We start from the raw sequence: 24267 nt of genomic DNA on the forward strand, positions 1-24267 counted from the left end.
GCCATGCGATGGTGGCGGCCGACGTCCCTCCAGAGCAGTCCACCCATGCCGCGTAGCAATCCCAAGCTGATCCTCGTCCATGAGCCCGAGAAGGCTTGTTTCGACCGCTTGGTCGCGGACGGCCATGCGCCGGATCGCGCCGCCGAGATATCGTCCTACCTGGCGCAGTCGACCGATCTCGCGCCCGATTTCGATGCGCTGGCCGTCGCCTGCGACAAACGCGGCCTCGCCTTCGTACCGGTGGAACTGGATGCCGCCGCAAACGCGCTCGCCGGGGCTGACCCAAACGTCACGCTGGTCTGGACGCTGACCGACGGCATCGCCTATTTCCGTGGCGGCGCGGCCCCTGCGCTCGCCCGCCTCAACGGCCTGCGCACCATCGGTGCCGACGATTCGCTGTTCGCGCTTTGCCAGGACAAGTTCCGCTGCGGCGCCGTGCTTGGCGTTCTCGGTCTTCCGGCGCCGCAAGCAGGCCTTGCCCGACACGGCGAATGGCTTGTCGAGCCGCCGCCGTCGCCTGCCGGTTGGTTCGTGAAACCCAACCGGCTCGGCGCCAAGATCGGCATCTGGCCGGATTCCCGCGTCAGCGATCTCGGCCATGCGTTGGAGCTTAGCCGGCGTGTCTTTTCCCATTATCGCGACGACGTCGTCGTCCAGCCCTATGTCGCCGGCCGCAACGTGCGCGCGAGCTTCCTCGGGTTGAAACCCGAAACCGGCGTCGAGGCTTTGGGCATCTTCTTCGTCGACTCCGGCGGCGACTTTCAGACCATGGCCGATAGCATGGCGCTCTATGGCGAAACCGGCCAGGCCGCGAAGGATGCGGGCACCTATGCCGAGCCGGAGCTCGAGCCGGTCGGCTCGAGCCAGCCGGCGGCCGACCGGAAAATCCGCGCCATTGCGCAAAAACTGATAAGCGGTCTTGGCCTTCGGGATGTTTTTTCCGTCGATTTCAGGGTCGAGGCCGACGACACGGTGCATCTCATCGAGTTCGAAGTGTGCCCCGGCCTGCCCTGTTTCGACTTCCGCGACTATTGCCGCAGGCAGTGGGGCCTGAGCCTCGCCGATGCGATGGCGGAGACAGCGGCCAACAGGCTCTTTGGTTGAGACAGGCTCTCGGCGCGATAGCCGCGCGTTGACGCTTGATTCATCGCCTCTACTGTCGCGGCTGTGTCAACGAAAGCCGCGCAATGAACACAACGCCGGTCAGCGTTCAAAGTCTCCACCATCATTTGAAGCGCATGAGCGGCCGCGACCCGCATGAGGAGCATCGCGTCGCCACGCCGCTCGAGCTGCTCTTCGACCTGACGTTCGTCACCGCTTTCGGCCTCGCCGCCTCGCAGTTGGCGCATGCCCTGGCCGAGGGCCACTACGCGGCCGGGCTGCTCGGCTTCGGCTTCGCCAGCTTCGCCATCTGTTGGGCCTGGATCAATTTCTCCTGGTTCTCCTCGGCCTATGACACCGACGACTGGGTCTTCCGCCTCATCACCATGGTGCAGATGATCGGTGTGCTGGTGCTGGCCATCGGCCTGCCGCGCATGTTCGCCTCGATCGAGCATGGTGAGCATCTCGACAATTCCGTCATGGTGCTGGGCTACGTCATCATGCGCGTCGCCATGATCTTCCAGTGGCTGCGCGCGGCTAGGCAGGATCCGGCGCGGCGCGGCATCTGCCTCACCTATGTCACGGCCATAGCCATCGCCCAGGTCGGCTGGGTGGTGCAGATCCTGGTCGATTTCTCGATCGAGACCAGCGCCGTGCTTGCAATCATCCTGCTGCTGGTCGAGCTTGCCGGGCCCGTGCTCGCCGAGCGCAGGAATGGCGGCACGCCCTGGCACGCGCATCACATGGCCGAACGCTACAGCCTGTTCGCCATCATCGCGCTCGGCGAAGGGGTTGTCGGCACGTTGGCTTCGTTGTCGGCCGTCGTCGAGGAGCAGGGCTGGAACCTCGATGCCGCGCTGGTCGGCGTCGCCGGCACCGGTCTCACCTTCGGCATGTGGTGGTGCTACTACATGCTGCCGTCGGCACCGGTCCTGCATAAGCACCGCGACCGCTCATTCGTCTGGGGCTACGGCCAGATGCTGATCGTGGCCGCGATCGTCGCCACCGGCGCCGGCCTGCATGTCGCGGCCTATTTCCTCGAGCACAAGGCCCATATCGGTCCGCTGGCGACGCTGCTCTCAACCGCGATCCCGCTCGCCATCTTCCTCGGCATGATCTATGCGCTCTACTATTATCTCGTGCGGCGCTTCGACCCGTTCCACATCTGGCTGCTGCTGGCCACGGCGGCGGTCGTGGCACTTGCCGTCGCCGCCGCCATTGCCGGCGTCGACATGGCGGTGTGCCTGATCATCCTGACGCTGGCGCCGGCGGTCACCGTCGTCGGCTACGAGATCCATGGCCACCGGCATGAAGCGGAATCGCTCGCCATCGACGAGCGGCACACGCTGCACTGACGGGTTTTCGAGGCTGGTCAGATGCCTTCGACCAGAACGATCTCGCCGTCGGCCACTTTCTGGCGGATCGCGACGGCGCGCTGGTATTCCGGCGAGTGGTAGCAGTCATGCGCCGCCGCAAGCGATTCGAATTCGATGATGACGTTGCGGGCGCGGCCTGGCCCTTCGGCCTTTTCATGCTCGCCGCCGCGCGCCAGGAACTTCGCGCCGAAGCGGTCGAAGGCGAGCTTCGCGGCGGCGACATAGTCCTTGTAGCCCTCGGCGTCGCGCACATCGACACGGGCGATCCAATATCCCTTCGGCATTCTTTTTCTCCTGTCTTTCTTTCGCGACGAGGACCGGACCTCAGGCGGATTGCATTTCGGCGAGTATCGCTTCGGCCGCCGCGCGCCGGTCCGGCGCCGCGACGATCGGCCGGCCGACGACCAGGTGGCTGGCGCCGTTGCGGATCGCCTGCGCCGGCGTCACCACGCGTTTCTGGTCGCCATGGTCGCTGCCGGCCGGCCGGATGCCCGGCGTCACCACCGCCATGTCGGGTCCGACGATCCGGCGCACCGCCTCGGCCTCCTCGGCCGAGCAGACGATGCCGCCCATGCCGGTGTGCAGCGCCTGTTCGGAGCGTCTGAGCACCAGCGTGTGCGGGTCGTATTCATAGCCGGCGTCGATCATGTCCTGCTCGTCCATCGAGGTGAGCACGCTGACCGCCAGCAGGCAAAGCTCGCTTCCCCTGGCCGCCTCCACGGCGGCCCGCATGGCCTTCGGATAGGAATGGATGGTGAGCATCGTCATGCCCATCCTGACGATGTTCTCGACCCCTTTGGCCACCGTGTTGTCGATGTCGAGCAGTTTCATGTCGAGGAACACCTTGGTGCCGCCGCTGGCCAGTTCCCGCGCGAAGTCCAATCCGCCGGCGAAGGCGAGCTGGTAGCCGATCTTGTAGAAGGAAACGGCGCCTTCGAGCTCGCGCACCGCCTTCTCGGCCTCCTTCAGCGTCGGCAGGTCGAGCCCGACGATCAGCCGCTCCCGCATTGCATCGGCCTCCGCGAAATTGATCACGCCTCGATCCGGGTGGACAGCATGCGCGAGGTTTCGATCAGTGTACGGCATAGGCGCTCCATCGATTGGTGTAGTCTGGCGTCCTTGAACTGTCCGTCCTCGGCGAACGCCGTGTCGGCCTCAGAGACCGAGCATTCCGGCGTGATCACCTCCATCTGGCAACGCACCAGCACCGCGCGCAGATGATTGATGCAGCGTATGCCGGCGAATTTGCCCTCCGACGACGAGCAGAGTCCGACCGGCTTGCCGGCAAGCGGTCTGTACGCGCGGCTGCCGTCGCGCCGTATCCGGCTCACCCAGTCGATGCTGTTCTTGAGCAGGGGCGGGATCGAGCCGTTATATTCGGGCGTCGCGATCAGCAAGCCGTCATGCGCCGCGATCTGGCGGCCGAGCTTGATGGCATTCTCGGGGAGGCCTTTTTCCTTTTCCAGATCCTCGTCCATGATCGGCAGCGGATAATCGCCGAGCGAGATCCGCGTCACCTCAGCGCCTTGCATGGCGAGTTCCTTCTGCGCCGCATCGGCGGTCCGGCCGCTGAAGGCGCCGGTCCGGACCGAGCCGGCGAAGACGAGGATTCTTGGGATCACGGGCATTGCTTCGCAAAAAGGCAGTAGGCAGCAGGGAATAGGCATTAGGAGAGTGGTTCCCTGACTATTCCCTACCGCCTTATCCCTCCCTTCGGTAGATCCAAAGCTGCGTCGGCGGGATGTTGCGGATGATGAAATCGAAATGCTTGACCGTGTAGTTGCCGCGGCCGGGCGGGATCGGCGACAGCGGGCCGTAGGTCAGCTGCACGATCGGCCTGCCGGCGGGAATGCGGTCGAGCAGGCTTTCGATATAGGCGATGCGCTGGGCGACCGGGAAGTTGAGCAGCGGCACGCCGGAAACGACCGAATCGAACATCATGTCGCGCTTGTCGCCGAGCGTGGCATTGAGATTGAAGGCGTCGCCCTCGATCACGTTGACGCCGGGATAGAGCCCGCGCAGATGGCGCACGAAGTCGGTCGAATATTCGACCGCGTAGAGGTTTTCGGGCTTCACGCCCTGGGCCAGGATGGCGCGGGTGATGACCCCGGTGCCGGGCCCGACCTCGAGCACCGGCAAGCCCGATCTCGGATTGACGATCGACGCCATCTTGCGGGCGGTGATGGAACTGGTGGGAACGATCGAGCCGACGGTTTTCGGCTTGTCGATCCAGCCTTTGAAGAACTTCAGCTCGTCGTCGAATTTTTCCGCCAGCGCTTTGCGCAACCCGGGACTACGTGCCATGCGAGCTCTCCTCAATGCTCACCCCCCGATCCGCTACTTAGCAGTTGGGTGGGACAAGGCAAGGCGTCAACCTGGCATAAGGTGTTGACGACGCTTGGGAAGCCGGACGCAAGTCGCTCAAAAGCGCGAAGCGGTTTTGGGACAACGACTTGCGTCGACAAGACCTCAGCCTTCGCCGAACGACTCGAAGAAGTCCTTCATGCGGGCGAAAAAGCCGCTCGACTGGGGCGAATTGTCCTTTGAGGAGAGTTGCTCGAACTCTTCCAGCAATTCGCGCTGGCGGCGCGTCAGGTTCTGCGGCGTCTCGACCGCCGTCTGGATATAGAGGTCGCCGACATTGGGCTGGCGCAGCACCGGCATGCCCTTGCCCTTCAAGCGGAACTGGCGCCCGTTCTGCGTGCCTTCCGTCACCTTGACCTTGGTCTGCGTGCCGTCGAGCGTGGTGACCTCGAAGGAGCCGCCAAGCGCGGCCGTCGTCATCGAGATCGGCACTTTGCAGTAGAGATCGGCGCCGTCGCGCTGGAAGAATTCGTGCGGCTTGACCGCCAGGAAGATGTAGAGGTCGCCGGACGGTCCGCCGCGCAGGCCGGCCTCGCCCTCATTGGCCAGCCGGATGCGGGTGCCGTCCTCGATGCCGGCCGGGATGTTGACCGACAGCGAGCGCTCCTCGGTGACGCGGCCCTGTCCGGCGCATTTCGGGCAGGGGTCCTTGATCGTCTGGCCGCGGCCCTGGCATTGCGGACAGGTGCGTTCGATCGAGAAGAAGCCCTGCGTGGCGCGCACCTTGCCGTGGCCGTGGCACATCGAGCAGGTCACCGGCTGCGTGCCGGGCTTGGCGCCGCTGCCGGAGCATTCCGAGCACGAGATCGAAGCCGGCACGCGGATCTGCGCCGTCTTGCCGGCAAAGGCTTCTTCCAGCGTGATTTCCATGTTGTAGCGCAGGTCGGCGCCGCGTTCGCGGCCGCCGGAGGAACGGCGCTGGCGGCCGCCCATCATGTCACCGAAAATATCCTCGAAGATGTCGGCGAAGCCGCCGGCGCCGAAACCATGTGCTGCGCCGTTCATGCCGCCCTGCTCGAAGGCGGCGTGGCCGAAACGGTCATAGGCGGCGCGCTTCTGCGGGTCCTTCAGCGTCTCGTAGGCTTCGTTGATTTCCTTGAACTTGTGCTCGCAGGCACCGTCACCCGGGTTGCGGTCGGGATGGAACTGCATGGCGAGCTTACGGAAAGCGCTCTTGAGTTCCTTGTCGTCGGCGCCTTTTTGCACGCCCAGCGTTTCGTAGAAATCAGCTTTCATTTTTTCCCGCTGTCCGGATGCTCAATGTCTTCAAGCATTGTTGGCGACGTTTGCCGGCACGTTCTTGGATTTAGGAGCGATGTTTCCCGGATGCTAGTACCAAGCCGGCGCCACTCCGGGTTTTTCCGTCACATTTTCAGGCAGGTCCGCACTTTTTCAACGAAGGTTGCAAAAAAGCCCGGCCTTGCGCCGGGCTTTTGCACTTATTCGCCGTCAGCCGGCTCAAGCCGACTTCTTCTTGTCGTCGTCTTCGTCGATTTCCTCGAAGTCGGCGTCGACCACGTCCGAATCCTTGGCGGCATCCGCCTTGGCGTCGGCTTCGGCCGCTTCCTTCTGCGAGGCCTCGTACATGGCCTGGCCGAGCTTCATCGAAGCTTCGGCAAGCGACTGCGACTTGGCCTCGATATCGGCCGGGTCGTCGCCTTCGGCCGCGGCCTTCAGCGCGGCGATGGCGTCGGCGATCGCGGTGCGGTCAGCCTCCGAGACCTTGTCGCCATAGTCCTTGAGCGACTTCTCGGAAGAATGCACCAGCGCTTCGGCCTGGTTGCGCGCCTCGACGAGGGCACGGCGCTTCTTGTCCGCGTCGGCATTGGCCTCGGCGTCCTTCACCATCTTCTCGATGTCGGCGTCGGACAGCCCGCCCGAAGCCTGGATGCGGATCTGGTGCTCCTTGCCGGTGCCCTTGTCCTTGGCCGAGACGTTGACGATGCCGTTGGCATCGATGTCGAAAGTGACCTCGATCTGCGGCACGCCGCGCGGGGCCGGCGGGATGCCGACCAGGTCGAACTGACCGAGCATCTTGTTGTCGGCCGCCATTTCGCGCTCGCCCTGGAAGACCCGGATCGTCACCGCCGACTGCGAATCCTCGGCGGTCGAGAAGGTCTGGCTCTTCTTGGTCGGGATCGTCGTGTTGCGCTCGATCAGCCTGGTGAACACGCCACCCAGCGTCTCGATGCCCAGCGACAGCGGCGTCACGTCGAGCAAGAGCACGTCCTTGACGTCGCCCTGCAGCACGCCGGCCTGAATGGCGGCGCCGAGAGCGACGACCTCATCCGGGTTGACGCCCTTGTGCGGCTCCTTGCCGAAGAACTGCTTCACGATCTCCTGGATCTTGGGCATGCGGGTCATGCCGCCGACCAGCACCACTTCGTCGATCTCGCCGGCCTTCAGGCCGGCATCCTTGAGCGCCGCCTTGCAGGGCTCGATCGTGCGCTGCACGAGGTCCTCGACCAGGCTTTCGAACTTCGCCCGGGTGAGCTTCATCGTCAGGTGCTTCGGGCCGCTGGCGTCGGCGGTGATGAAGGGCAGGTTGATTTCGGTCTGCGTCGTCGACGACAGCTCGATCTTGGCCTTTTCCGCGGCTTCCTTGAGGCGCTGCAGGGCAAGCTTGTCGTTCTTCAGGTCGATGCCCTGTTCCTTCTTGAACTCGGCTGCCAGATACTCGACGAGCCGCATGTCGAAGTCCTCGCCGCCGAGGAAGGTGTCGCCGTTGGTCGACTTCACCTCGAACACGCCATCGCCGATTTCCAGCACGGAAATATCGAAGGTGCCGCCGCCAAGGTCATAGACCGCGATGGTCTTGCCGTCCTTCTTCTCCAGGCCATAGGCGAGCGCCGCGGCCGTCGGCTCGTTGATGATGCGCAGCACCTCGAGGCCGGCGATCCTGCCGGCGTCCTTGGTCGCCTGGCGCTGGGCGTCGTTGAAATAGGCCGGAACGGTGATGACCGCCTTCTCGACCTTCTCGCCGAGATAGGCTTCCGCCGTCTCCTTCATCTTCTGCAGGATCATGGCCGAGATCTGGCTGGGCGACTGCTTCTTGCCGCCGGCCTCGACCCACGCGTCGCCATTGTCGCCCTTGACGATCTTGTAGGGGACAAGCTTCTTGTCCTTCTCCGTCACCGGGTCGTCATAGCGGCGGCCGATCAGGCGCTTGACCGCGAAGATGGTGTTTTCCGGATTGGTGACCGCCTGGCGCTTGGCCGGCTGGCCGACGAGACGTTCGCCGTCATTCGAGATGGCGACGATGGAAGGCGTCGTGCGCGCGCCTTCAGCGTTCTCGATCACCTTGGGGTCTTTGCCATCCATGATGGCGATACAGGAATTGGTGGTGCCGAGATCGATACCGATAACTTTTGCCATTGTTCTAGTCTCTCCTCTAAGCAGGCTCTCAGGACCCTTCAAAAGGCGTTCCGACGAAAGCCCCTGTTCACAAGAAATCCCATCGCGGTCCCCGCTTTTCGAGGCCGGACGGCTGGCGCGTATATAAGAACAGGCGACACAAGGCGCAAGCATTCTGCGCAAGGTGTCCGTCGTCTCGACGCGGGCCGGAAGGCGAGCCGCCGCGCCTTGCGGCAGGACCGGCGCGAGATTGCGCTATCGCATTGTTCCGGATCGCTTTTTTGAAACAGGCGCGGTTGACGGCGCGCGGATAGGCCTTCCGGGCATGGCAAGGCTTGCCCTGGCGGGCGTGACTTTCGGTCGCGAAAGAGCCGGAAATCCGCGTCGCCGCCATGGTTTCGGCACCTGGCGACGAAATTGAAGAGCGCCCGGCGCCCGGGCAAAAGCCCTGCCGGGCGCGTGGTCCGGCAGGGTATCCCGGGCTTAGAGCCCGTTGTCCTTGAGAATCTTGGCGGCGTTGTCCTTGGTGACCTTTTCCGTCGGCAGCGTGATGGTCTTCTCGACCTTCTCGCCGTTCAGGAACTTGATCGCCTGGCGCAGGCCCTCGGCGCCCGGCGTGACATAGGTGAAGGTCGCCGTCAGTTCGCCCTTGTTCACCATCTGCACGCCTTCGTTGGGCAGGCCGTCGATGCCGATGAACTTGATGTCCTTTTCGCGCCCGACGTCCTTGGCCGCGAGATAGGCGCCATAGGCCATCGGATCGTTGTGACCGTAGACGAGGTCGATCTTCTCGTTGGTCTTCAGCGCGTTGGCCATGATGTTGTAGGCCTGGTCCTGCTTCCAGTCGCCCGACTGCTGGTCGAGCAGGTACTTGATGCCCGGCTCCTTGTCGGTGAACTCATGGAAGCCGTCATGGCGGTCATGCGCCGGCTGCGTTCCCATGCCGCCCCAGATCTCGACGACATTGCCGGCGGCCTTACCCTTGCCGCCGAGGAGCTCGACGGCGTATTCGCCCGCGGCGCGGCCGATCAGCGCGTTGTCGCCGCCGACGAACTGCGTGTAGTCCTTGGTGTCGACATTGCGGTCGAGCACGAAGACCGGGATCTTGGCGTCGATCGCCTGCTGCACCACGCCGGTGAGCCCGGCCGATTCCTTCGGCGACACCAGCAGCGCGTCGACTTCCTGGCGGATCAGGTTCTCGACATCGGCGACCTGCTTTTCGGTCTTGTCCTCGCCGTCGGTGATGATCAGCTCGACGTCCGGATGCTTGGCGGCCTCCGCGATGATGTCCTTGTTGAACTGGGCGCGCCAGGGCTCGATGGTCGTCACCTGCGAGAAGCCGATCTTCCACTTCTTGTCCTGGGCAAAGGCATGGTTGCCGGACAAGATTGCGGTGGTCGTCAGAAGTGCCGCCGCGAAAGTGGCGAGCTTCAGCATATCACGTCGTTTCATGGTCCTGTTTCCTCCGGATTATAGAGACGAGGTCTCCTGTGACGGTCGCTTGGCCGCGGCCGTTTCCTTTTGCGCCGCCCGTCCGTTGGGCAGGCGCAGATAGCTGAGAAGGTCGCCGGCGTTGCGCTCCTGCACGAGCACGGTGCCGATGATGATCGCCCCCTTCAGCACCAGCTGAAGGTTGGAATTGATGTTGTGCAGTTGCAGGATGTTGGACAGCAGCCCGAAGATCAGCACGCCGCAGAAGGTGCCGATCAGGCTGCCGCGCCCGCCCATCAGGCTGGTGCCGCCGATGACCACGGCGGCGATGGCGTCGAGCTCGAGCCCCGCGCCGGCATCGGGCTTGCCTTGCCGGTATTGCGCCACGTAGAGCACCGCCGCGATGCCGGCGAGCAGGCCGGACACGGCATAGGTGGCGATCTTGACGCGCCCCGCGGCGATGCCCGAAAGCCGCGCCGCTTCCTCATTGCCGCCGATGGCGTAGACATAGCGGCCAAAGGGCGTGAAGCGCAGCACCGCGCCGTAGATCACGATCGCGCCGAGGAAGAACAGGCCCGGCATAGGCACGACGCCGAACACCAGCGAGCGCAGGATCTCGAATTCGGCGGTGGCATTGGAACCGGTATAGACCGGCAGCACCGCATTGTTCTGGCCGGCGGTCAGCCTTGCGATGCCGAGCGCCGTCACCATCATCGCCAGCGTGACGATGAAGGGCTGCAGCCGCCCGGCGACGATGATGAAGCCGTTGATGGTGCCGAACAGAAGGCCGACGCAAGGCGCCACCAGAAGCACGCCGAGCACACCGAACTTGGTCTCGACCTGCGGCAGCAGGTACCACAGCGAAAGGCAGCATAGGATGACGCCGACCACGCCCGGGATGACCAGCCCGCGCGCCTTGTCCAGCCGCACCTCGCGGCCGGCTTCGGCGCCGGCGCGGGATTTCTCGATGTTGAGCAGGATGAAGCGGGTGACGAGCGCGCCGAGGCACAAGGCGACCAGCGCCGTTGTCGGCACGCCGAGCGCCGCCGACGGCGTGACGCCCGGCACCGTCAGCAGCATGGCGCAGACGACCGAGCAGATCGCCATCAGCGAGCCGACGGAAAGATCGATGCCGCCGGTCAGGATCACCGCCGTCATGCCGGTGGCGATGAGGCCGGTGGTCGACACCTGGCGCAGCACGTCGAGCAGGTTGCCGTAGGACAAGAAGATGTTGTTGCCCTTGGAGCTGATTGGCGAGCCGAACACGCCGATCAGGAAGATGGCGATCAGCCCCCAGTAAAGCTTGGTGCGGGAGAGAAGGCTGATGAGGTTCATGCGGCGGATCTCGCTGTGCGTCTCGGCGCGGCGAGCCGCATGATCGCTTCCTCGCTGGCTTCGGCGCGGGACAGGATGCCGCGCTGGCGGCCCTCCGCCATGACCAGGATGCGATCGGCGAGATGCAGAAGCTCCGGCAGTTCGGAGCTGATCACGGCAATCGCCAAACCGTCGCCGGCGAGCTTGAAGATGAGGTCGTAGATTTCGCGCTTGGCGCCGACATCGATGCCGCGCGTCGGCTCGTCGAGCAGAAGCACGCGCGGTCGCGTCGCCAGCCATTTGCCGATCACCACCTTCTGCTGGTTGCCGCCCGACAGCGTGCCGGCGGCCTGCTCGATGCTTTCGCAGCGTATGCCGAGCGCGCTGACCGCCTCTCGCGCAAGGCCTTGCTCGCCTGAGCGCGAGCGCAGGCCAAAGCGCGCCAGCGCGCCGACCAGAGGCAGGGCGACATTGTCGGTGATCGAGGCTTGGAGATGCAGGCCTTGCGTCTTGCGGTCCTCGGTCACCAGGGCGATGCCGAGCCGTCGGGCCTCGCGCGGCGAGCCGATCTCGACCGGCGCGCCGTCGAGCTGGATCTCGCCGCCGGTGCGGCCGCCGCTGGAGCCGAAGATCGCTTCCAGGATCTCGGTGCGGCCGGAACCCAGCAGCCCGCCGATGCCGAGGATCTCGCCGGCGGCGAGGTCGAAGCCGACGCCGTCGATCACCGTGCGCCAGCCATGCCGGTCGGGCTTCGACAGCGACAGGTCCCTGACCGAGAGCACCACCTTGTCGCCGGGGCCGCCTTCGTGGCCGGAGGAAGCGAGGAGGTCGCGCCCGACCATGGCCGAGATGATGGCGTCTTCGCCCAGTCCCGCCATGTCCTCAGTCAGCACATGGCGCCCGTCGCGCAGCACCGTCACCCGGCTTGCCAGATGCATCACCTCGTCGATGCGGTGCGAGATGTAGACGATCGCGACGCCGCTTGCCGCAAGCTGGCCGATGATGCGGAACAGTCTCTCGCACTCGGCCGGCGACAGCGCCGAGGTCGGCTCGTCCATGATCAGGATGCGCGCCGATTTCGACAGCGCCTTGGCGATCTCCACCAGTTGCTGCTCGCCGACCCTGAGCGTGCCGATCCGCGCTTCCGGATCGAGCTCGATGCCCAGCCGCTGCAGCAGCGCGCTGGCCGCGCGGCTGCTCGCCTTGCGGTCGACGACCAGCCCGGCGATCAGCTTTTCGCGGCCGAGGAAGATGTTGTCGGCGACGCTGAGCTCGGGAACGAGGTTGAGTTCCTGGTGGATGATGGCGATGCCGGCATCCTCGGCGTCGCGGACGCCGGTGAAACGCACCGCCTGACCGTCGATCGCCACGGCGCCTTCGTAATCGGTATAGACGCCGGAGAGGATCTTCATCAGCGTCGACTTGCCGGCGCCGTTCTCGCCCATCAGCGCATGCACCTCGCCGGGCCTAAGGTCCAGCTTCACATCGGACAGCGCGGCGATGCCGCCAAATCGCTTGGAAATGCCGGTCGCGCTCAGGACGACGGCGGGACCGTCGGCGGTCGCGTTGCCAGTCGTGATGGAATCAGCGCGCTGCATGGTAAAAGGACGGCCTCCCTCCGTCGTCTTCGACTGCCCGAACGCTAATCTAAACGTTTCGAACGTGTCAAGCGCCTATCTCCTCATTGAGGATTGATGCATTTCAATTCTTGCGAAAAACGCCGGGTTTACGTAGGTTTAGCCAAATAAGGGTGGCTAAACGTTTCGAAAATGACGGTGTCAGGGCGGAAAAACCAACGGAAATCTACGGCGCCGACCATGTTGCATGTGGCCGAGGCGGCGCGTGTGTCCGTGGCCACCGTGTCAGCATTGCTCAACGGCACCGCCACCGTCAGTCCCGAGCTTACCCAGCGCATCGAGCAGGCGATCCGCGACATCGGCTACAAGCGCAATGCCATTGCCCGCAGCCTCAAGATGGGCACCACGCGGACCATCGGCCTCACCGTGCCGCACATCACCAACCCGTTCTTCACCGATGTCGTCTCGGTCATCCAGCAGGCGTTCGACCGCGCCGGCTATGCCGTCATGCTGTGCTGCACGGACGAGGATTTGAACACGCAGGACGAGCAGATACGCCTGCTGCTCGACCGCATGGTCGACGGGCTGATCGTGGCCCGCGTCGGCGACGGCGGCATTTTGAAGAGCATCGTCGAGGACGCCAATGTGCCGGTGGTGCTGCTCGACCGTCTCTGCGAAGGCGTCGACACCGATGCGGTGGTGCTGGACAACCAGCGCGCCGTGTTCGACGCCGTCACCTATCTGATCCATCTTGGCCACCGGCGCATCGGCTACATCACCGGCACCTCCGACATATCCCCCATGCATGACCGCATGATCGGCTACCGCGAGGCGCTGCAGGCGGCCGGCCTGCCGGTGGCTGAGGAACTCGTTCGCTCCGGCAATTTCCACGAGATCGACGGCTACAACGCGACCATGCAGCTCTTGTCGCTGCACGACCGGCCAAGCGCGATCTTCTCGGCCAACAACCCGATGGTGATCGGCACCATGAAGGCGATCCGCGACATCGGCCTATCCTGCCCCGAGGACATCTCGGTCGCCTGCTTCGACGATTTTCCCTGGTCGGACGTGTTCGTGCCGCAGCTGACCACCGTGGCGCAGCCCGTGCAGGCGATCGGCGAGCAGGCGGCGAACCTTCTGCTCGACCGGCTGGCCGGCAATCGCGACGCGCCGCCGCGCAAGCTCGTCCTCAAGGGCCGGCTGATGATCCGCAATTCCTGTCGGCCGCTGGGCGCGGTCGCGCAGACCGTCAGCGCGTAAATCCGAAGGCGGTCTCGCAAAGCAGCTGCAGCCTGGGGAAGATGTGTTTGCCGCCGGTGATCACCCGCGTGCCCTGGCCGAGCACCCTCTTCGGATCCGCTTTCAGCACCGTGCCGCCGGCCTCTTCGACCAGCAGCATGCCGGCCAGGCAGTCCCAGGCATTCATGTGCTCCTCGATATAGCCGAGCAGCCGGCCGGACGCCGCATAGGCAAGCATCAACGCTCCAGAAGCATTACGGTAGAAGACGCCGCCTTCGCCCATGATCAAGCCGATGAGCACGACGACATTCGTGGTCGAAGCGCGGTTGGAGAGCCCGGTCCCGACCGAACCTTCCGAAAGCGAGGTGGCATCGCTGGCCTTGATCGGCTTGCCGTTGAGGAAGGCGCCGCCGCCGAGCCGGCCGTAGAAGGTCTCGTCGGTCGAAGGCTCATGGATGACGCCGACCTCTGTCTCGCCATCCCTGGCACAGGCGATCACCACGCACCAGGCGGGAATGCCGCGCACGAAATTGGCGGTGCCGTCGATCGGGTCGATCACCCAGACATGACCGGTTGTTCCGGCCACGGCCGCGTGCTCCTCGCCAACGATGCCGTCTTGCGGATAGGCCTCGGCGATCGCCGCGCGGATGAACAGCTCGACCTCGCGGTCGCCCTCGGAAACCAGGTCCTGATGGCCCTTGCTCTCGACGGTCAAATTGTCGAGGTCGCGAAAATATTTGAGGCCCAGCTCGCCGGCGCGCCGCGCCAGGTCGATGGCAAAATGCATGCGGTCGTCGAGGTCGTGGGTCACGGGGGAACTCTTTGTTGAGGAAAGGCCGTCCCCGCCCTTAACAGACCGGTGTGTCATTCAAAAGCGGCCCTCTCAGGCCGCCTTCGACATCGATTTGTGCACGTCGGCGAGGATCTCGAAGGAACGCACGCGCGCCGCGTGGTCGAAGCACTGCGCCGTCACCATCAATTCGTCGGCGCCGGTGCGGCCTATGAAGGCGTCGATGCCCTGGCGCACCGTTTCCGGCGAACCGACGACGGCGCAGGACAGCGCCTGGGCAAGCATGCTCTTCGCGACGGAATCGAGATCGCGGTAGTAATTCTCGACCGGCGGCGGCAACTGGCCGGGCCGGCCGCTGCGCAGATTGACGAAGGCCTGCTGCAGCGAGCTGAACAGAAGCTTCGCTTCGGCGTCGGTCGGCGCGGCAAAGACATTGAGACCGAGCATGACATAGGGCTTGTCGAGCTGCGCCGAGGGCTGGAACCGCGTGCGATAAACCTCCAGCGCATGGTCGAGCTCGGCCGGCGCGAAATGCGAGGCGAAGGCGTAAGGCAGGCCGAGAAGTGCCGCGAGCTGCGCGCCATAGAGGCTGGAGCCGAGGATCCAGACCGGCACGGTCTGGCCTTCGCCGGGCACCGCGCGGATGCGCTGGCCTTCCTCGGCCGGCTGGAAATAGCCCATCAGCTCGACCACGTCCTGCGGGAAGTTATCGGTGGACTCCAGGTTGCGGCGCAGCGCTCGCGCGGTCAGCATGTCGGTGCCCGGCGCGCGGCCGAGACCGAGGTCGATGCGGCCGGGAAAAAGCGCGGCCAGCGTGCCGAACTGCTCGGCGATCACCAGTGGCGCATGGTTGGGCAGCATGATGCCGCCCGCGCCGACGCGGATCGACTTGGTGCCGCCGGCGACATGCGCGATCACGACGGACGTCGCGGCGCTCGCAATGCCCGGCATGTTGTGGTGCTCGGCCAGCCAGTAACGCTTGTAGCCCAGCCGCTCGGCATGGCGGGCAAGGTCGAGCGAATTGGCGAGCGACTGCGTTGCGGTGCTGCCTTGCGTGATCGGCGACAGGTCGAGAACCGAAAGGTCCGTCATTGGTCAGGTCTCCACGATGCGTTTTTCCCGCAGCCTTGTCTCGAAGGCGGCGCGGTCGGGAATGACGATGGCGAGCTGGTTCTCCAGCACGTCAGCGAGTTCGGCGGCCATCGCGATTTCGCGCTGCTCGCTGCGGCCGCCGGCATGATGTGTCGACAGCCGGTTGTTGCGCAGCGCATAGCGCCGGTCGGGCAAGGCGAGCGCGGCCACCAGCGTGGTCAGGAAATGCGAGCTCGGATGCGTCGACAGGAAATGGCTGGCGACCCGGTAATCGACCTCATAGGCTTGGCTCATGTCGAAGCGGTAGAGCGTGCGCCAATCACCGCCGATATTGGCCTGCAGGCGGAAACGGTCGCCGGTTCCGACGACGCGGAAGGCCTCGTGCGGCGTCTGTTGTTCGAGGCCCGGCTCCAGCAGCAACGGCGCCGTCAGCGTCAGGCCGCCGAAGCCGACATCGGCGATATAGGCACGGCCGCCAAGCTCGATGCGCAGCAGCATATGGCTGCGCGCCGTAATGGCGTCGTCAGGCTGGCCCCAGAGCACGCGGGCGGCAAGTCCGCTGACCGTGAACCCCAGTGCGTCAAGCGCATGCATGAAGATCAGATTGTGCTCGAAGCAATAGCCGCCGCGGCCCTGGCTAAAAATCTTGTCCTGCAGCGAAGCGACGTCGAGGCCGACGGAAACGCCCATCAAGGCGTCGATATTCTCGAACGGGATCGCCCGCGGGTGGATTGCGTGCAGCGCCTGCAGCGTGGCGAGCGAAATGTTGGTTGGCCCGTCATAGCCAATGCGGGCGAAATAGCCATCGAGATCGAAGTCGCTCATACAGGCAGGGTCCGGCTTGACCGGTCCGATATAGGCACTCGCCGGCGGTGCCGCAAACAATGTGCGAGGTTTGAGATTATGCCAGGGTTTCAGGGCGCGGATTTGTGATTGTTCTCGGTCGCTTCCTCGTCCACGGCCATGGACTGCTGCGCCGCGAGGAAGTTGCCGACATGGCTCAAGCCCTCGAAATGGTCGCAGAAGACCTTGATGACGACCAGCAACGGCACCGCCATCAACGCGCCGACGAAGCCCCATAGCCATGACCAGAAGGCGATGGCGATTAAGATCGCCACCGCGTTGATCTCGAGGCGGCGGCCGACCACCGTCGGCGTCACGAACTGGCCTTCGACGATATCGCACAACACCACGAAAGCCGGCGGCAGCAGCGCATAGGCGATCGTGTCGAAGCTGATCAGCGCGATGATGGCGACGAGCAGGACGGTCATCAGCGCGCCGACATAGGGCAGGAAATTGAGCAGCGCCGCCGCCGCGCCCCAGACCAGCGGGGTGGGCATGCCGAGCCCCCAGAGGCCCAGTCCGATTGTCGTGCCGAGGCCGGCATTGATCAGGGCAACGGTAAGCAGATAGTGCGAGATTTCGTGCTCGACGTCATAGACCACGCGCAGCGCCCGCTTCTTCTGGGTCATGCTGGTGAAGGACTGCACGATCTTCTCGTAGAACAGCGTGCCCGAGGCGAGCAGGAACAGCGACAGCACGAAGACGATGGTGATCGAGGTGCCGGCTTCCAGGATATTGCTGGCCGCCGTGGACAGAACGCCGGAAGGCGCCACCGCGACCCGCTGCACGCCTGGCTCCTGCGAAGTCTCGGTCAGCGCTTCGAGCTGATGCGCGAGATCCATCACCCGTTCGAGCGGCCGCTTGAACGGTGCCAGCCGCTCGGTGAGCTGCTGGCCGATCGAATAGCTGTTGTTGATGAGGTCGATGACCGGACCGCTGAGCAGATAGCCCGCGACGACGAAAACAAAGATGGAAAGCAGCACCAGCAACGTCGCCGAAACCACCTCCGGTACGCCGTGCTTGCGCAGGAAGCGCACGATCGGCGTCAGCGTCAGCGCCAGCAGGAAGGCGAGGATCACCGGCATGAAGAAGTCACGGGCGAAGTAGAGCGCTGCGATCGTCAGCAGAATGAAAATCCCGATCACCAGCGACCGCGTCAAGCGCATATCCGCCCGGGCGTTGGCACGCGGATCAGGGCTTTCGGCAACGCTCGCGCCCGAAGCGATCGGTTCGGTTTTCATCGGTTCCCCTTGCAAGCCCGTCACCCAAACAATGAATGCATGGCAGGCTTCTGCGCGAAACGCGGGAGTTCCGGGCAAGGTTCCATGAGCCGGCTTTCCCCCGGCATCGCTCATGCGGTCGCGCTAGTACACGACATGTAATTGAGCCGCCGCGCCGGCCGGGCCTAATACGGGGCAGGCTTTCGCGACGGCAGATCGAGCCGCAAACCGTCGCCGCCCAGGAACTGCGTGTCGAGTGCATATTCCCGGCCGATGAGGCAACCGAGACGCTCCATGCCGAAATGATGGCCGTCGGCGCCGGGCATCCAGAGGCCTAGCGCGTTTCACCGTTTCACGGAAACGGCGAACCGCTCTATCTCTTTGTTTCTACGCAATTCCGGACGGAAAACCGCTCACACTTTTCCTGGAATTTCTCTAGCATCTGGAGACCGGCTTCGACTGCCGCTCAGGCGACGGGCGCCAGGATGGCGGGCGCGGCCTTCGCCGTCTCCTTGCGCACGATCGGCGCCACCCTGGTGCCGTAGAGCTCGATCGCCTTCATGATCTTGGCATGCGGCATGGTGCCGATCGCCATCTGCAGCAGGAAGCGGTCGTTGCCGAAGATCTTGTGCTGGGCGACGATCTTTTCCGCCACAGCTTCAGGATTGCCGACGAAGAGCGCGCCGTTGGGTCCGCGTGCCTGGTCGAAATGGGCGCGCGAGGTTGGGCCCCAGCCGCGCTCGCGGCCGATGCGGTTCATTACTTCGGCCTGCGGTCCATAGAAGTCGTCGGCGGCCTGTTCGGTCGTCTCGGCGATGAAACCGTGCACGTTGATGCTGGTGGCAAGCGTTGCGGGGTCGGTGCCGGCGCGCCGCGCCGCCTCGCGATAGATATCGAACAGCGGCGCGAAACGTGCCGGCTCGCCGCCGATGATGGCCAGGGCCAGCGGCAGGCCGAGCACGCCGGCGCGGGCGGCGGATTGCGGCGTGCCGCCGATGGCGATCCAGACCGGCAGTTTTTCCTGCAACGGTCGCGGATAGACGCCGCGGCTGTTGATCGGCGCGCGCAGCTTGCCCTGCCACGTCACTGTCACCTGGTCGCGGATGGCGAGCAACAGGTCGAGCTTCTCGGCGAAGAGCTGGTCATAGTCCTCGAGATTGTAGCCGAACAGCGGGAAGGATTCGATGAAGGAGCCGCGCCCGGCCATGATCTCGGCGCGGCCGCCGGACAGAAGGTCGAGCGTCGCGAATTGCTGGAAGACGCGCACCGGATCGTCGGAGGAAAGCACCGTGACCGCGCTGGTCAGGCGGATGCGTTTCGTGCGCTCGGCCGCCGCGGCCAGCGCCACGACCGGAGCCGAGGCGGCATAGTCGGGGCGGTGATGCTCGCCGAGGCCGAACACATCGAGGCCGACCTGGTCGGCCAGCTCGATTTCCTCGATGCGCAGCCGCTCATGCGGGCCGATCGCGCCGACACCCGGCTCCGGGCTGACATCGGCGAAAGTGTAGAGACCGAGTTCCATCTGGTTTTATCCTGAGGTGTTCATATGGGTGTTGCTTGTCGGCACTAGAGGTAGCCATCTAGCGTTCTGCCCGCCAGAGGTGCGATCTGTGAACAGTGCATCGCGTGCTGCCGAGCCGTATCCCTGCGGCAACAAGCCCGGATTTTTCATGGCTGGTATACCGTTTTGGCGCTTGAACTTGCCGCTTTCACGCGTATGTAAGCGTCGCGAATAGACTGCAGGGAAGTGCACTTGGCTATCTACAGGGAAAAAGACATTTTCGAGCGGCGCAATGCCGCGAACGAGGCAAAGAAGGCGCTGCTCGAGCGCTTCAAGGCAAAACCGGCGGCGGATGATCCGACAGTGCTGGCTCGCCAGGCCGAACGCAAGGCTATCCTTGAGGCCCGCGCCATCCGCGAGGCGGAAAAGGCAAGGCTGAAGCAGGAAAAGCTGGCGCGCGAAGCGGCCCAGAAGGCCGAGCGCGAGGCGATTGCTGAAGCGGCGCGTCTTGCGGCGGAAGCTGCGGCGGCCGAAGAGGCCAAGCGCCGCGAGGCCGAGGACTCCGAGCGCATCGCTTTCGAACTCGCCGATGAGGCCGCGCGCAAGGCCAAGCGTGACGCACGCTACGCCGCTCGCAAGGCACGCGTCGGCCGCACGCCTCCGGGCTTCTCCGCCCGCTAGAGCAATTCCAGGAAAAATGGCTCAGGGTCGCCGAAAGCGGCCCTGAACGCGTTTGTGCTGCGGATAACGGGCTAATGCATGTCGCGCAAAAGTGTGCAGCGGTTTTGCGATAACGACATGCATGAAAACAAAGGCTTAAAGCGCATCGCGTGAATCCGTTTCGACGCGACGCGCTTTTAGGCGACCAGTTTCAGCCCGACGATGCCACAGACGATCAGGCCGATACAGGCGAGCCGGACAATCGTCGCGGGCTCGCCGAGCAGCCAGATGCCGAGCAGCGCCGTGCCGACGGTGCCGATGCCGGTCCACACCGCGTAGGCCGTGCCGACGGGCAGCGTCTTCAGCGCCAGCCCGAGCAGGCCGAGGCTGACGATCATCGAGGCAATGGTGAGAAGGGTCGGCAGCGGCTTCGAGAAGCCGTCGGTATATTTGAGGCCGATCGCCCAGCCGATCTCGAACAGGCCGGCGAAGAAAAGAAGAATCCAGGACATCGAAGACACTCCGTCATTCCGGCATCGCTTGAGATGCTTGGTGGCGGGTCGTCCCGGCCGGTTTTCGGGGAAGCGAGGTCGTCCTCGCCCTTGATATGGGGTGGCCTGTTTCCCGATCAACAAAACACCGGCAGCATTGTCATGCCGCCGGTTCAAAGTCTGCATTGAGCCGGATCGACCGAATTTCGGCCGCTTACTTTTCCTTTATGCGCATCGCCTTGACCGGCGGCGCCTTCGGAGCCGGGGCCGCAGCGGGCTTCTTGGCGTCCTTCTTCGGCTTGCGGGCTTCCTTGCCCGCCTTCATCGCACCTTTAGCCATGATTCGCTCCTCCGATTGTGGACGTGCAAGTGAAACAAGAGAAATGCCGGACCGCAAGAGGCCCCGCCTCGCTTGCGAAGCCGTCCAGCCGGATGTCAACCGGTTTCCCGACGCCATGCTGGCTCGAGCGCGCTGTGGTGGCTTGAACTTCGGACTGACTGGCGCATTGTCTGTGGAGTTTCGCCTGGGCGGGCATCAATGCTCGGGCGCGCCGGGAGATCGAATGGCAGGACATAGCGGGTCGAGACGAGTGATCTATGCCGCGCTCGCCGGCAATTTGGCGATCGCGCTGACCAAATTCGCGGCGGCGTTCTTCACCGGTTCGTCCTCCATGCTGTCGGAAGGCGTGCATTCGCTGGTCGACACCGGCAATGGCGGTCTCCTGCTCTATGGCATGCACCGCGCCGCGCGGCCGCCCGACCGCACCCACCCCCTCGGCCACGGACGCGAGCTCTATTTCTGGAGCTTCATCGTGGCGCTTCTGGTGTTCGCGCTCGGCGCCGGCGTTTCCTTCTATGAGGGCGTTATCCACATCATGGCGCCCGAACCGGTCGTCAATGCCAAGGTCAACTACATCGTGCTTGCCCTCTCCTTCGTCTTCGAGGGCAGCTCATGGCTGGTGGCGCTGAAGGAGTTCCGGCAGCAGAAGGGTAAGCAAGGCTGGCTGCAGGCTGTGCAATCGAGCAAGGATCCGAGCGTCTACACGGTGCTGTTCGAGGACAGCGCCGCGCTGCTTGGCCTTATCGTCGCCTTCGCCGGCATCCTGTCGGCCGAACTTCTGGAAATCCCCGAGCTCGATGGCGTCGGCTCGATCGGCATCGCCATCATCCTGGGCGCCACGGCCATCTTCCTGGCGCGCGAGAGCAAGGGCCTGCTGCTGGGTGAACCTGCCTCGTCCGAAGTGCAGAAGAAGGTGCTGGCGATCGTCCAGGAGGATCCGGCGGTCCAGCGGGCGAACGGAATCCTGAGCGTCCATATCGGTCCGGAGGAAATCGTCGCGGGTTTGAGCATCGAATTCGAGGATCATCTCACCGCGCCCGAGATCGAGGCCTGCGTCGAGCGCCTGGAGGCAAGGCTGAAGCAGGAAATGCCGCAGATATCCAGGCTGTTCGTCAAGCCGCAAACGACTGGCACATGGAAGCAGCGGCGCGAGGCCATCGCCGAGGCTTCGGACGAGGGCTAGGCTTGAGGCGGCGAAATTTTCTAGGGAGAAAAGGCGATGAAAATCGACGGCGGATGCCACTGCGGCGCGATCGCCTATGAGGCGGAGGTCGATCCGCAAAAGACCTCGATCTGCCACTGCACCGACTGCCAGCAGCTGACCGGCACGGCCTTTCGGGTCACCGTTCCGGCGCCGGAAAGCGACTACCGGATCACCAGGGGCGCGCCGAAGATCTACATCAAGGTCGTGGCAAGCGGCGCCAGGCGCGCCCAGGCTTTTTGTGCGGACTGCGGCTCGCATCTTTATGCAACGTCGGTCGGCGATGGTCCGAAGGTTTATGGGATCAGGGTCGGGACCGCGCGGCAGCGTCAGGACTTGGTTCCCAGACAGCAGAAATGGCACCGGTCGGCCCTGCGCTGGCTTCCGGAATTCGAGGGCATGGCGACGACGGAAGAGCAATAGCGCTATCGGATCGGCCAGCTGGCGCGAGCCTTGGCGGTTGGCCGAATCTTCCGCGACTACTCGTCGCCCTCGACGACGCGCAGCCTGAGCTGACCCGTCTTTGAATCGGCCACGCGCGCCCCGGCCTCGACCTTGGCCGGCCCGTTGCGCGGCGGCTCGGCCTCGCCCTCGGCAAACTCCAGCGCCTCGATCTTCTGGCCGCGCTTGGTCACTTTCGACGTCGACACCAGGATGTCGTCGATGTCCTTGGTCGCCTGGCCGAAATGCGTCTGCAGCCGGCGCACCCGCTCGTCGACCCGCGCCACATCCTCCATCAGCCGGATGACCTCGCCCTGGATCAGATGCGCCTGCTCGCGCATGCGGGCGTCCTTCAGGATCGACTGGATGACCTGGATCGACAGCATCAGCAGCGAGGGCGAGACGATGACGACGCGGGCGCGGTGCGCCTTCTGCACCACCGCCTCGAAGTTCTCGTGGATTTCGGCGAACACCGATTCCGACGGCACGAACATGAAGGCGGTGTCCTGCGTCTCGCCCTGGATCAGGTATTTTTCAGCGATATCGCGGATATGTATCTCGATGTCGCGCCGAAAAGCCTGCGCCGCCGCCTTCTGCATGTCGGCGCCCTCGGCGGCCCGGATGGCGTTCCAGGCTTCGAGCGGGAACTTGGCGTCGACGGCCAGCATCGGCGCGCCGTTCGGCATCCGCACCAGGCAGTCGGGCCGGCTGCCGTTGGAAAGGCTCGCCTGGAATTCATAGGCGCCGTGCGGCAACCCATCGGCGACGATCGCCTCCATGCGCGACTGGCCGAAGGCGCCGCGCGTCTGCTTGTTGGAGAGGATCGCCTGCAGTTGCACGACCTGGCCGGCCAAGGACTGGATGTTGCCTTGCGCGGTGTCGATCACCGCCAGCCGCTCCTGCAGCTTGGCCAGGCTCTCATGCGTCGACTTGGTCTGCTCGGCCATGGTCTGGCCAAGACGCCCGGTCATGGCGTCGAGCCGTTGTCCGAGCGACTGGGTGAGCTCGGCCTGCCGTGCCCCGAACACTTCGGCGATCGCGCCCATCCGCCCCTGCATCTCGGCCTGCGCCTGCATAATGTCGGCCATCCTCGCCTCGGCATCGCGGGCATGGTCGGCGGCTTCGGCGGCCGCCACCGCGCGCGCCCCGGCCGCGCGCCACAAGGCGACCACGAGCGCCATGAACAGCGCAAGCAAAAGGATTGCGCCGAAAGCCAGCGCCTGGCCAAGCGTGATGGTCGTGGCGCCAAGCCGCGCGATGGGCTCGGAAAGCATGGAGGTCATGTCGTTCATTTGGCCAGCATAACCGATTCGGCCTCCTGGCACAGATCAAAACGTGAACAAGCCAAAGATGCCCCGGTTGACGCTTTTCAAGCGAGGTCTTAGGTGAGACGCCATGTCGATCAAGCCTCTCATCATCCTTCCCGATCCCGTCCTGCGCCAGGTTTCCGAGCCGGTCGAGCGCGTCGATGCCGATTTGCGCAAGCTCGCCGACGACATGCTTGACACCATGTATGACGCGCCGGGCATCGGCCTTGCGGCGATCCAGGTCGGCGAGCCGCGGCGGCTGCTGGTCATCGACCTCGCCAAGGAAGGCGAGCCGCCGGAGCCGCATGTCTTCATCAATCCGGAAGTGCTCGAAAGTTCCGACCAGCGTTCCGTCTATGAGGAAGGCTGCCTGTCGATCCCGGACTATTATGCCGAGGTCGAGCGCCCGGCTTCGGTGCGGGTGAAGTATCTCGACCGCGACGGCAAGCTGCAGGAGATGCAGGCGGAAGGCCTGATGGCCACCTGCCTGCAGCACGAGATCGACCATCTCAACGGCGTGCTGTTCATCGACCACATCTCGAAGCTGAAGCGCGACATGGTGGTGAGGAAGTTCAAGAAGCTCGCCAGGGACAAGGTGCCGGGCAAGATGGTAGGGTAGGGGCGG

General features: G+C 64.5%; 25 protein-coding genes. 7 read left to right on the forward strand and 18 right to left on the reverse strand.

Annotated features, from left to right (window positions below):
* The first annotated feature begins 45 nt into the window (after positions 1-45).
* Both FJ418_RS08825 and FJ418_RS08830 read left to right on the forward strand, forming a co-directional pair.
* Complete coding sequence (locus tag FJ418_RS08825) at positions 46-1104, forward strand: D-alanine:D-lactate ligase-like protein (RefSeq protein ID WP_140864903.1); 1059 nt, start codon at positions 46-48, stop codon at positions 1102-1104.
* A gap of 83 nt (positions 1105-1187) precedes the next feature.
* On the forward strand, positions 1188-2456 hold the full coding sequence (locus FJ418_RS08830; protein ID WP_210243145.1) for a low temperature requirement protein A: 1269 nt from the start codon (positions 1188-1190) through the stop codon (positions 2454-2456).
* A gap of 17 nt (positions 2457-2473) precedes the next feature.
* Here the strand turns inward: FJ418_RS08830 and FJ418_RS08835 are convergent, their stop codons facing one another.
* From FJ418_RS08835 to FJ418_RS08875, 9 genes are all read right to left on the reverse strand, one after another.
* Positions 2474-2761, reverse strand: a complete 288-nt coding sequence (locus tag FJ418_RS08835) for a DUF1330 domain-containing protein (protein WP_040986451.1) — start codon at positions 2759-2761, stop codon at positions 2474-2476.
* Positions 2762-2801: 40 nt separating this feature from the next.
* Entirely contained in the window at positions 2802-3485 is a 684-nt protein-coding gene (pyrF, locus tag FJ418_RS08840) for an orotidine-5'-phosphate decarboxylase (protein WP_140709428.1), read from the reverse strand.
* A gap of 23 nt (positions 3486-3508) precedes the next feature.
* Complete coding sequence (locus FJ418_RS08845; RefSeq protein ID WP_140864905.1) at positions 3509-4105, reverse strand: NADPH-dependent FMN reductase; 597 nt, start codon at positions 4103-4105, stop codon at positions 3509-3511.
* Between the two features lie 73 nt (positions 4106-4178).
* On the reverse strand, positions 4179-4781 hold the full coding sequence (gene pmtA / locus FJ418_RS08850) for a phospholipid N-methyltransferase PmtA (protein ID WP_140864907.1): 603 nt from the start codon (positions 4779-4781) through the stop codon (positions 4179-4181).
* Positions 4782-4946: 165 nt separating this feature from the next.
* Positions 4947-6077 (reverse strand): molecular chaperone DnaJ, encoded by a 1131-nt coding sequence (gene dnaJ, locus FJ418_RS08855; protein ID WP_140641991.1) that lies wholly within the window; start codon positions 6075-6077, stop codon positions 4947-4949.
* 222 nt (positions 6078-6299) lie between these two features.
* On the reverse strand, positions 6300-8216 hold the full coding sequence (dnaK, locus tag FJ418_RS08860; RefSeq protein WP_140641989.1) for a molecular chaperone DnaK: 1917 nt from the start codon (positions 8214-8216) through the stop codon (positions 6300-6302).
* Between the two features lie 462 nt (positions 8217-8678).
* Positions 8679-9647 carry a substrate-binding domain-containing protein gene (locus FJ418_RS08865; RefSeq protein ID WP_140654562.1) on the reverse strand — a complete coding sequence of 323 codons (969 nt, stop codon included), beginning with the start codon at positions 9645-9647 and terminating at the stop codon, positions 8679-8681.
* An 18-nt stretch (positions 9648-9665) separates the two neighbouring features.
* Positions 9666-10961 carry an ABC transporter permease gene (locus tag FJ418_RS08870; protein ID WP_140641985.1) on the reverse strand — a complete coding sequence of 432 codons (1296 nt, stop codon included), beginning with the start codon at positions 10959-10961 and terminating at the stop codon, positions 9666-9668.
* Positions 10958-12538 (reverse strand): sugar ABC transporter ATP-binding protein, encoded by a 1581-nt coding sequence (locus tag FJ418_RS08875; protein WP_140864909.1) that lies wholly within the window; start codon positions 12536-12538, stop codon positions 10958-10960. The genes FJ418_RS08870 and FJ418_RS08875 overlap by 4 nt, the downstream gene beginning before the upstream one ends.
* A 219-nt stretch (positions 12539-12757) precedes the next feature.
* Between FJ418_RS08875 and FJ418_RS08880 the strand changes: the two genes are divergently transcribed.
* The gene (locus FJ418_RS08880; protein WP_140641981.1) at positions 12758-13777 is read left to right on the forward strand and encodes a LacI family DNA-binding transcriptional regulator; all 1020 of its coding nucleotides are present in this window, start codon (positions 12758-12760) and stop codon (positions 13775-13777) included.
* Here the strand turns inward: FJ418_RS08880 and FJ418_RS08885 are convergent.
* From FJ418_RS08885 to FJ418_RS08910, 6 genes are all read right to left on the reverse strand, one after another.
* Positions 13767-14567: an inositol monophosphatase family protein gene (locus FJ418_RS08885; RefSeq protein ID WP_140864911.1), complete on the reverse strand. Its 801-nt coding sequence runs from the start codon at positions 14565-14567 to the stop codon at positions 13767-13769. The genes FJ418_RS08880 and FJ418_RS08885 overlap by 11 nt on opposite strands.
* 72 nt (positions 14568-14639) lie before the next feature.
* On the reverse strand, positions 14640-15638 hold the full coding sequence (locus FJ418_RS08890; RefSeq protein WP_140864913.1) for an LLM class flavin-dependent oxidoreductase: 999 nt from the start codon (positions 15636-15638) through the stop codon (positions 14640-14642).
* A gap of 3 nt (positions 15639-15641) precedes the next feature.
* Positions 15642-16463, reverse strand: a complete 822-nt coding sequence (locus FJ418_RS08895; RefSeq protein WP_140864915.1) for an arylamine N-acetyltransferase — start codon at positions 16461-16463, stop codon at positions 15642-15644.
* Positions 16464-16552: 89 nt separating this feature from the next.
* Complete coding sequence (locus tag FJ418_RS08900) at positions 16553-17722, reverse strand: AI-2E family transporter (protein WP_140641971.1); 1170 nt, start codon at positions 17720-17722, stop codon at positions 16553-16555.
* Positions 17723-17886: 164 nt separating this feature from the next.
* Complete coding sequence (locus FJ418_RS31850; RefSeq protein WP_181166877.1) at positions 17887-18027, reverse strand: hypothetical protein; 141 nt, start codon at positions 18025-18027, stop codon at positions 17887-17889.
* Between the two features lie 140 nt (positions 18028-18167).
* On the reverse strand, positions 18168-19223 hold the full coding sequence (locus FJ418_RS08910) for an LLM class flavin-dependent oxidoreductase (protein WP_140864917.1): 1056 nt from the start codon (positions 19221-19223) through the stop codon (positions 18168-18170).
* Between the two features lie 231 nt (positions 19224-19454).
* Between FJ418_RS08910 and FJ418_RS08915 the strand changes: the two genes are divergently transcribed.
* Positions 19455-19883, forward strand: a complete 429-nt coding sequence (locus FJ418_RS08915; protein WP_140641967.1) for a DUF6481 family protein — start codon at positions 19455-19457, stop codon at positions 19881-19883.
* 176 nt (positions 19884-20059) lie between these two features.
* Here the strand turns inward: FJ418_RS08915 and sugE are convergent, their stop codons facing one another.
* Positions 20060-20374 carry a quaternary ammonium compound efflux SMR transporter SugE gene (gene sugE / locus FJ418_RS08920; protein WP_140709213.1) on the reverse strand — a complete coding sequence of 105 codons (315 nt, stop codon included), beginning with the start codon at positions 20372-20374 and terminating at the stop codon, positions 20060-20062.
* A gap of 193 nt (positions 20375-20567) precedes the next feature.
* Positions 20568-20693 (reverse strand): hypothetical protein, encoded by a 126-nt coding sequence (locus FJ418_RS32545; protein WP_095819016.1) that lies wholly within the window; start codon positions 20691-20693, stop codon positions 20568-20570.
* Positions 20694-20916: 223 nt separating this feature from the next.
* Here FJ418_RS32545 and FJ418_RS08930 point away from each other — a divergent pair, with 223 nt between their 5' ends.
* Positions 20917-21876 (forward strand): cation diffusion facilitator family transporter, encoded by a 960-nt coding sequence (locus tag FJ418_RS08930; protein ID WP_140864919.1) that lies wholly within the window; start codon positions 20917-20919, stop codon positions 21874-21876.
* Positions 21877-21912: 36 nt separating this feature from the next.
* Positions 21913-22317: a GFA family protein gene (locus FJ418_RS08935; protein WP_140641961.1), complete on the forward strand. Its 405-nt coding sequence runs from the start codon at positions 21913-21915 to the stop codon at positions 22315-22317.
* 56 nt (positions 22318-22373) lie between these two features.
* Here FJ418_RS08935 and FJ418_RS08940 read toward each other — a convergent pair whose 3' ends face one another.
* Positions 22374-23627 carry a DNA recombination protein RmuC gene (locus FJ418_RS08940; protein WP_140864921.1) on the reverse strand — a complete coding sequence of 418 codons (1254 nt, stop codon included), beginning with the start codon at positions 23625-23627 and terminating at the stop codon, positions 22374-22376.
* 103 nt (positions 23628-23730) lie between these two features.
* On the opposite strand from FJ418_RS08940, the gene def reads away from it, so the two are divergent.
* Entirely contained in the window at positions 23731-24261 is a 531-nt protein-coding gene (def, locus tag FJ418_RS08945; protein WP_140709207.1) for a peptide deformylase, read from the forward strand.
* Positions 24262-24267: the final 6 nt, after the last annotated feature.

This window comes from Mesorhizobium sp. B2-8-3 (assembly GCF_006440815.1).
In the GTDB taxonomy this organism is placed as follows: Bacteria; Pseudomonadota; Alphaproteobacteria; order Rhizobiales; family Rhizobiaceae; genus Mesorhizobium.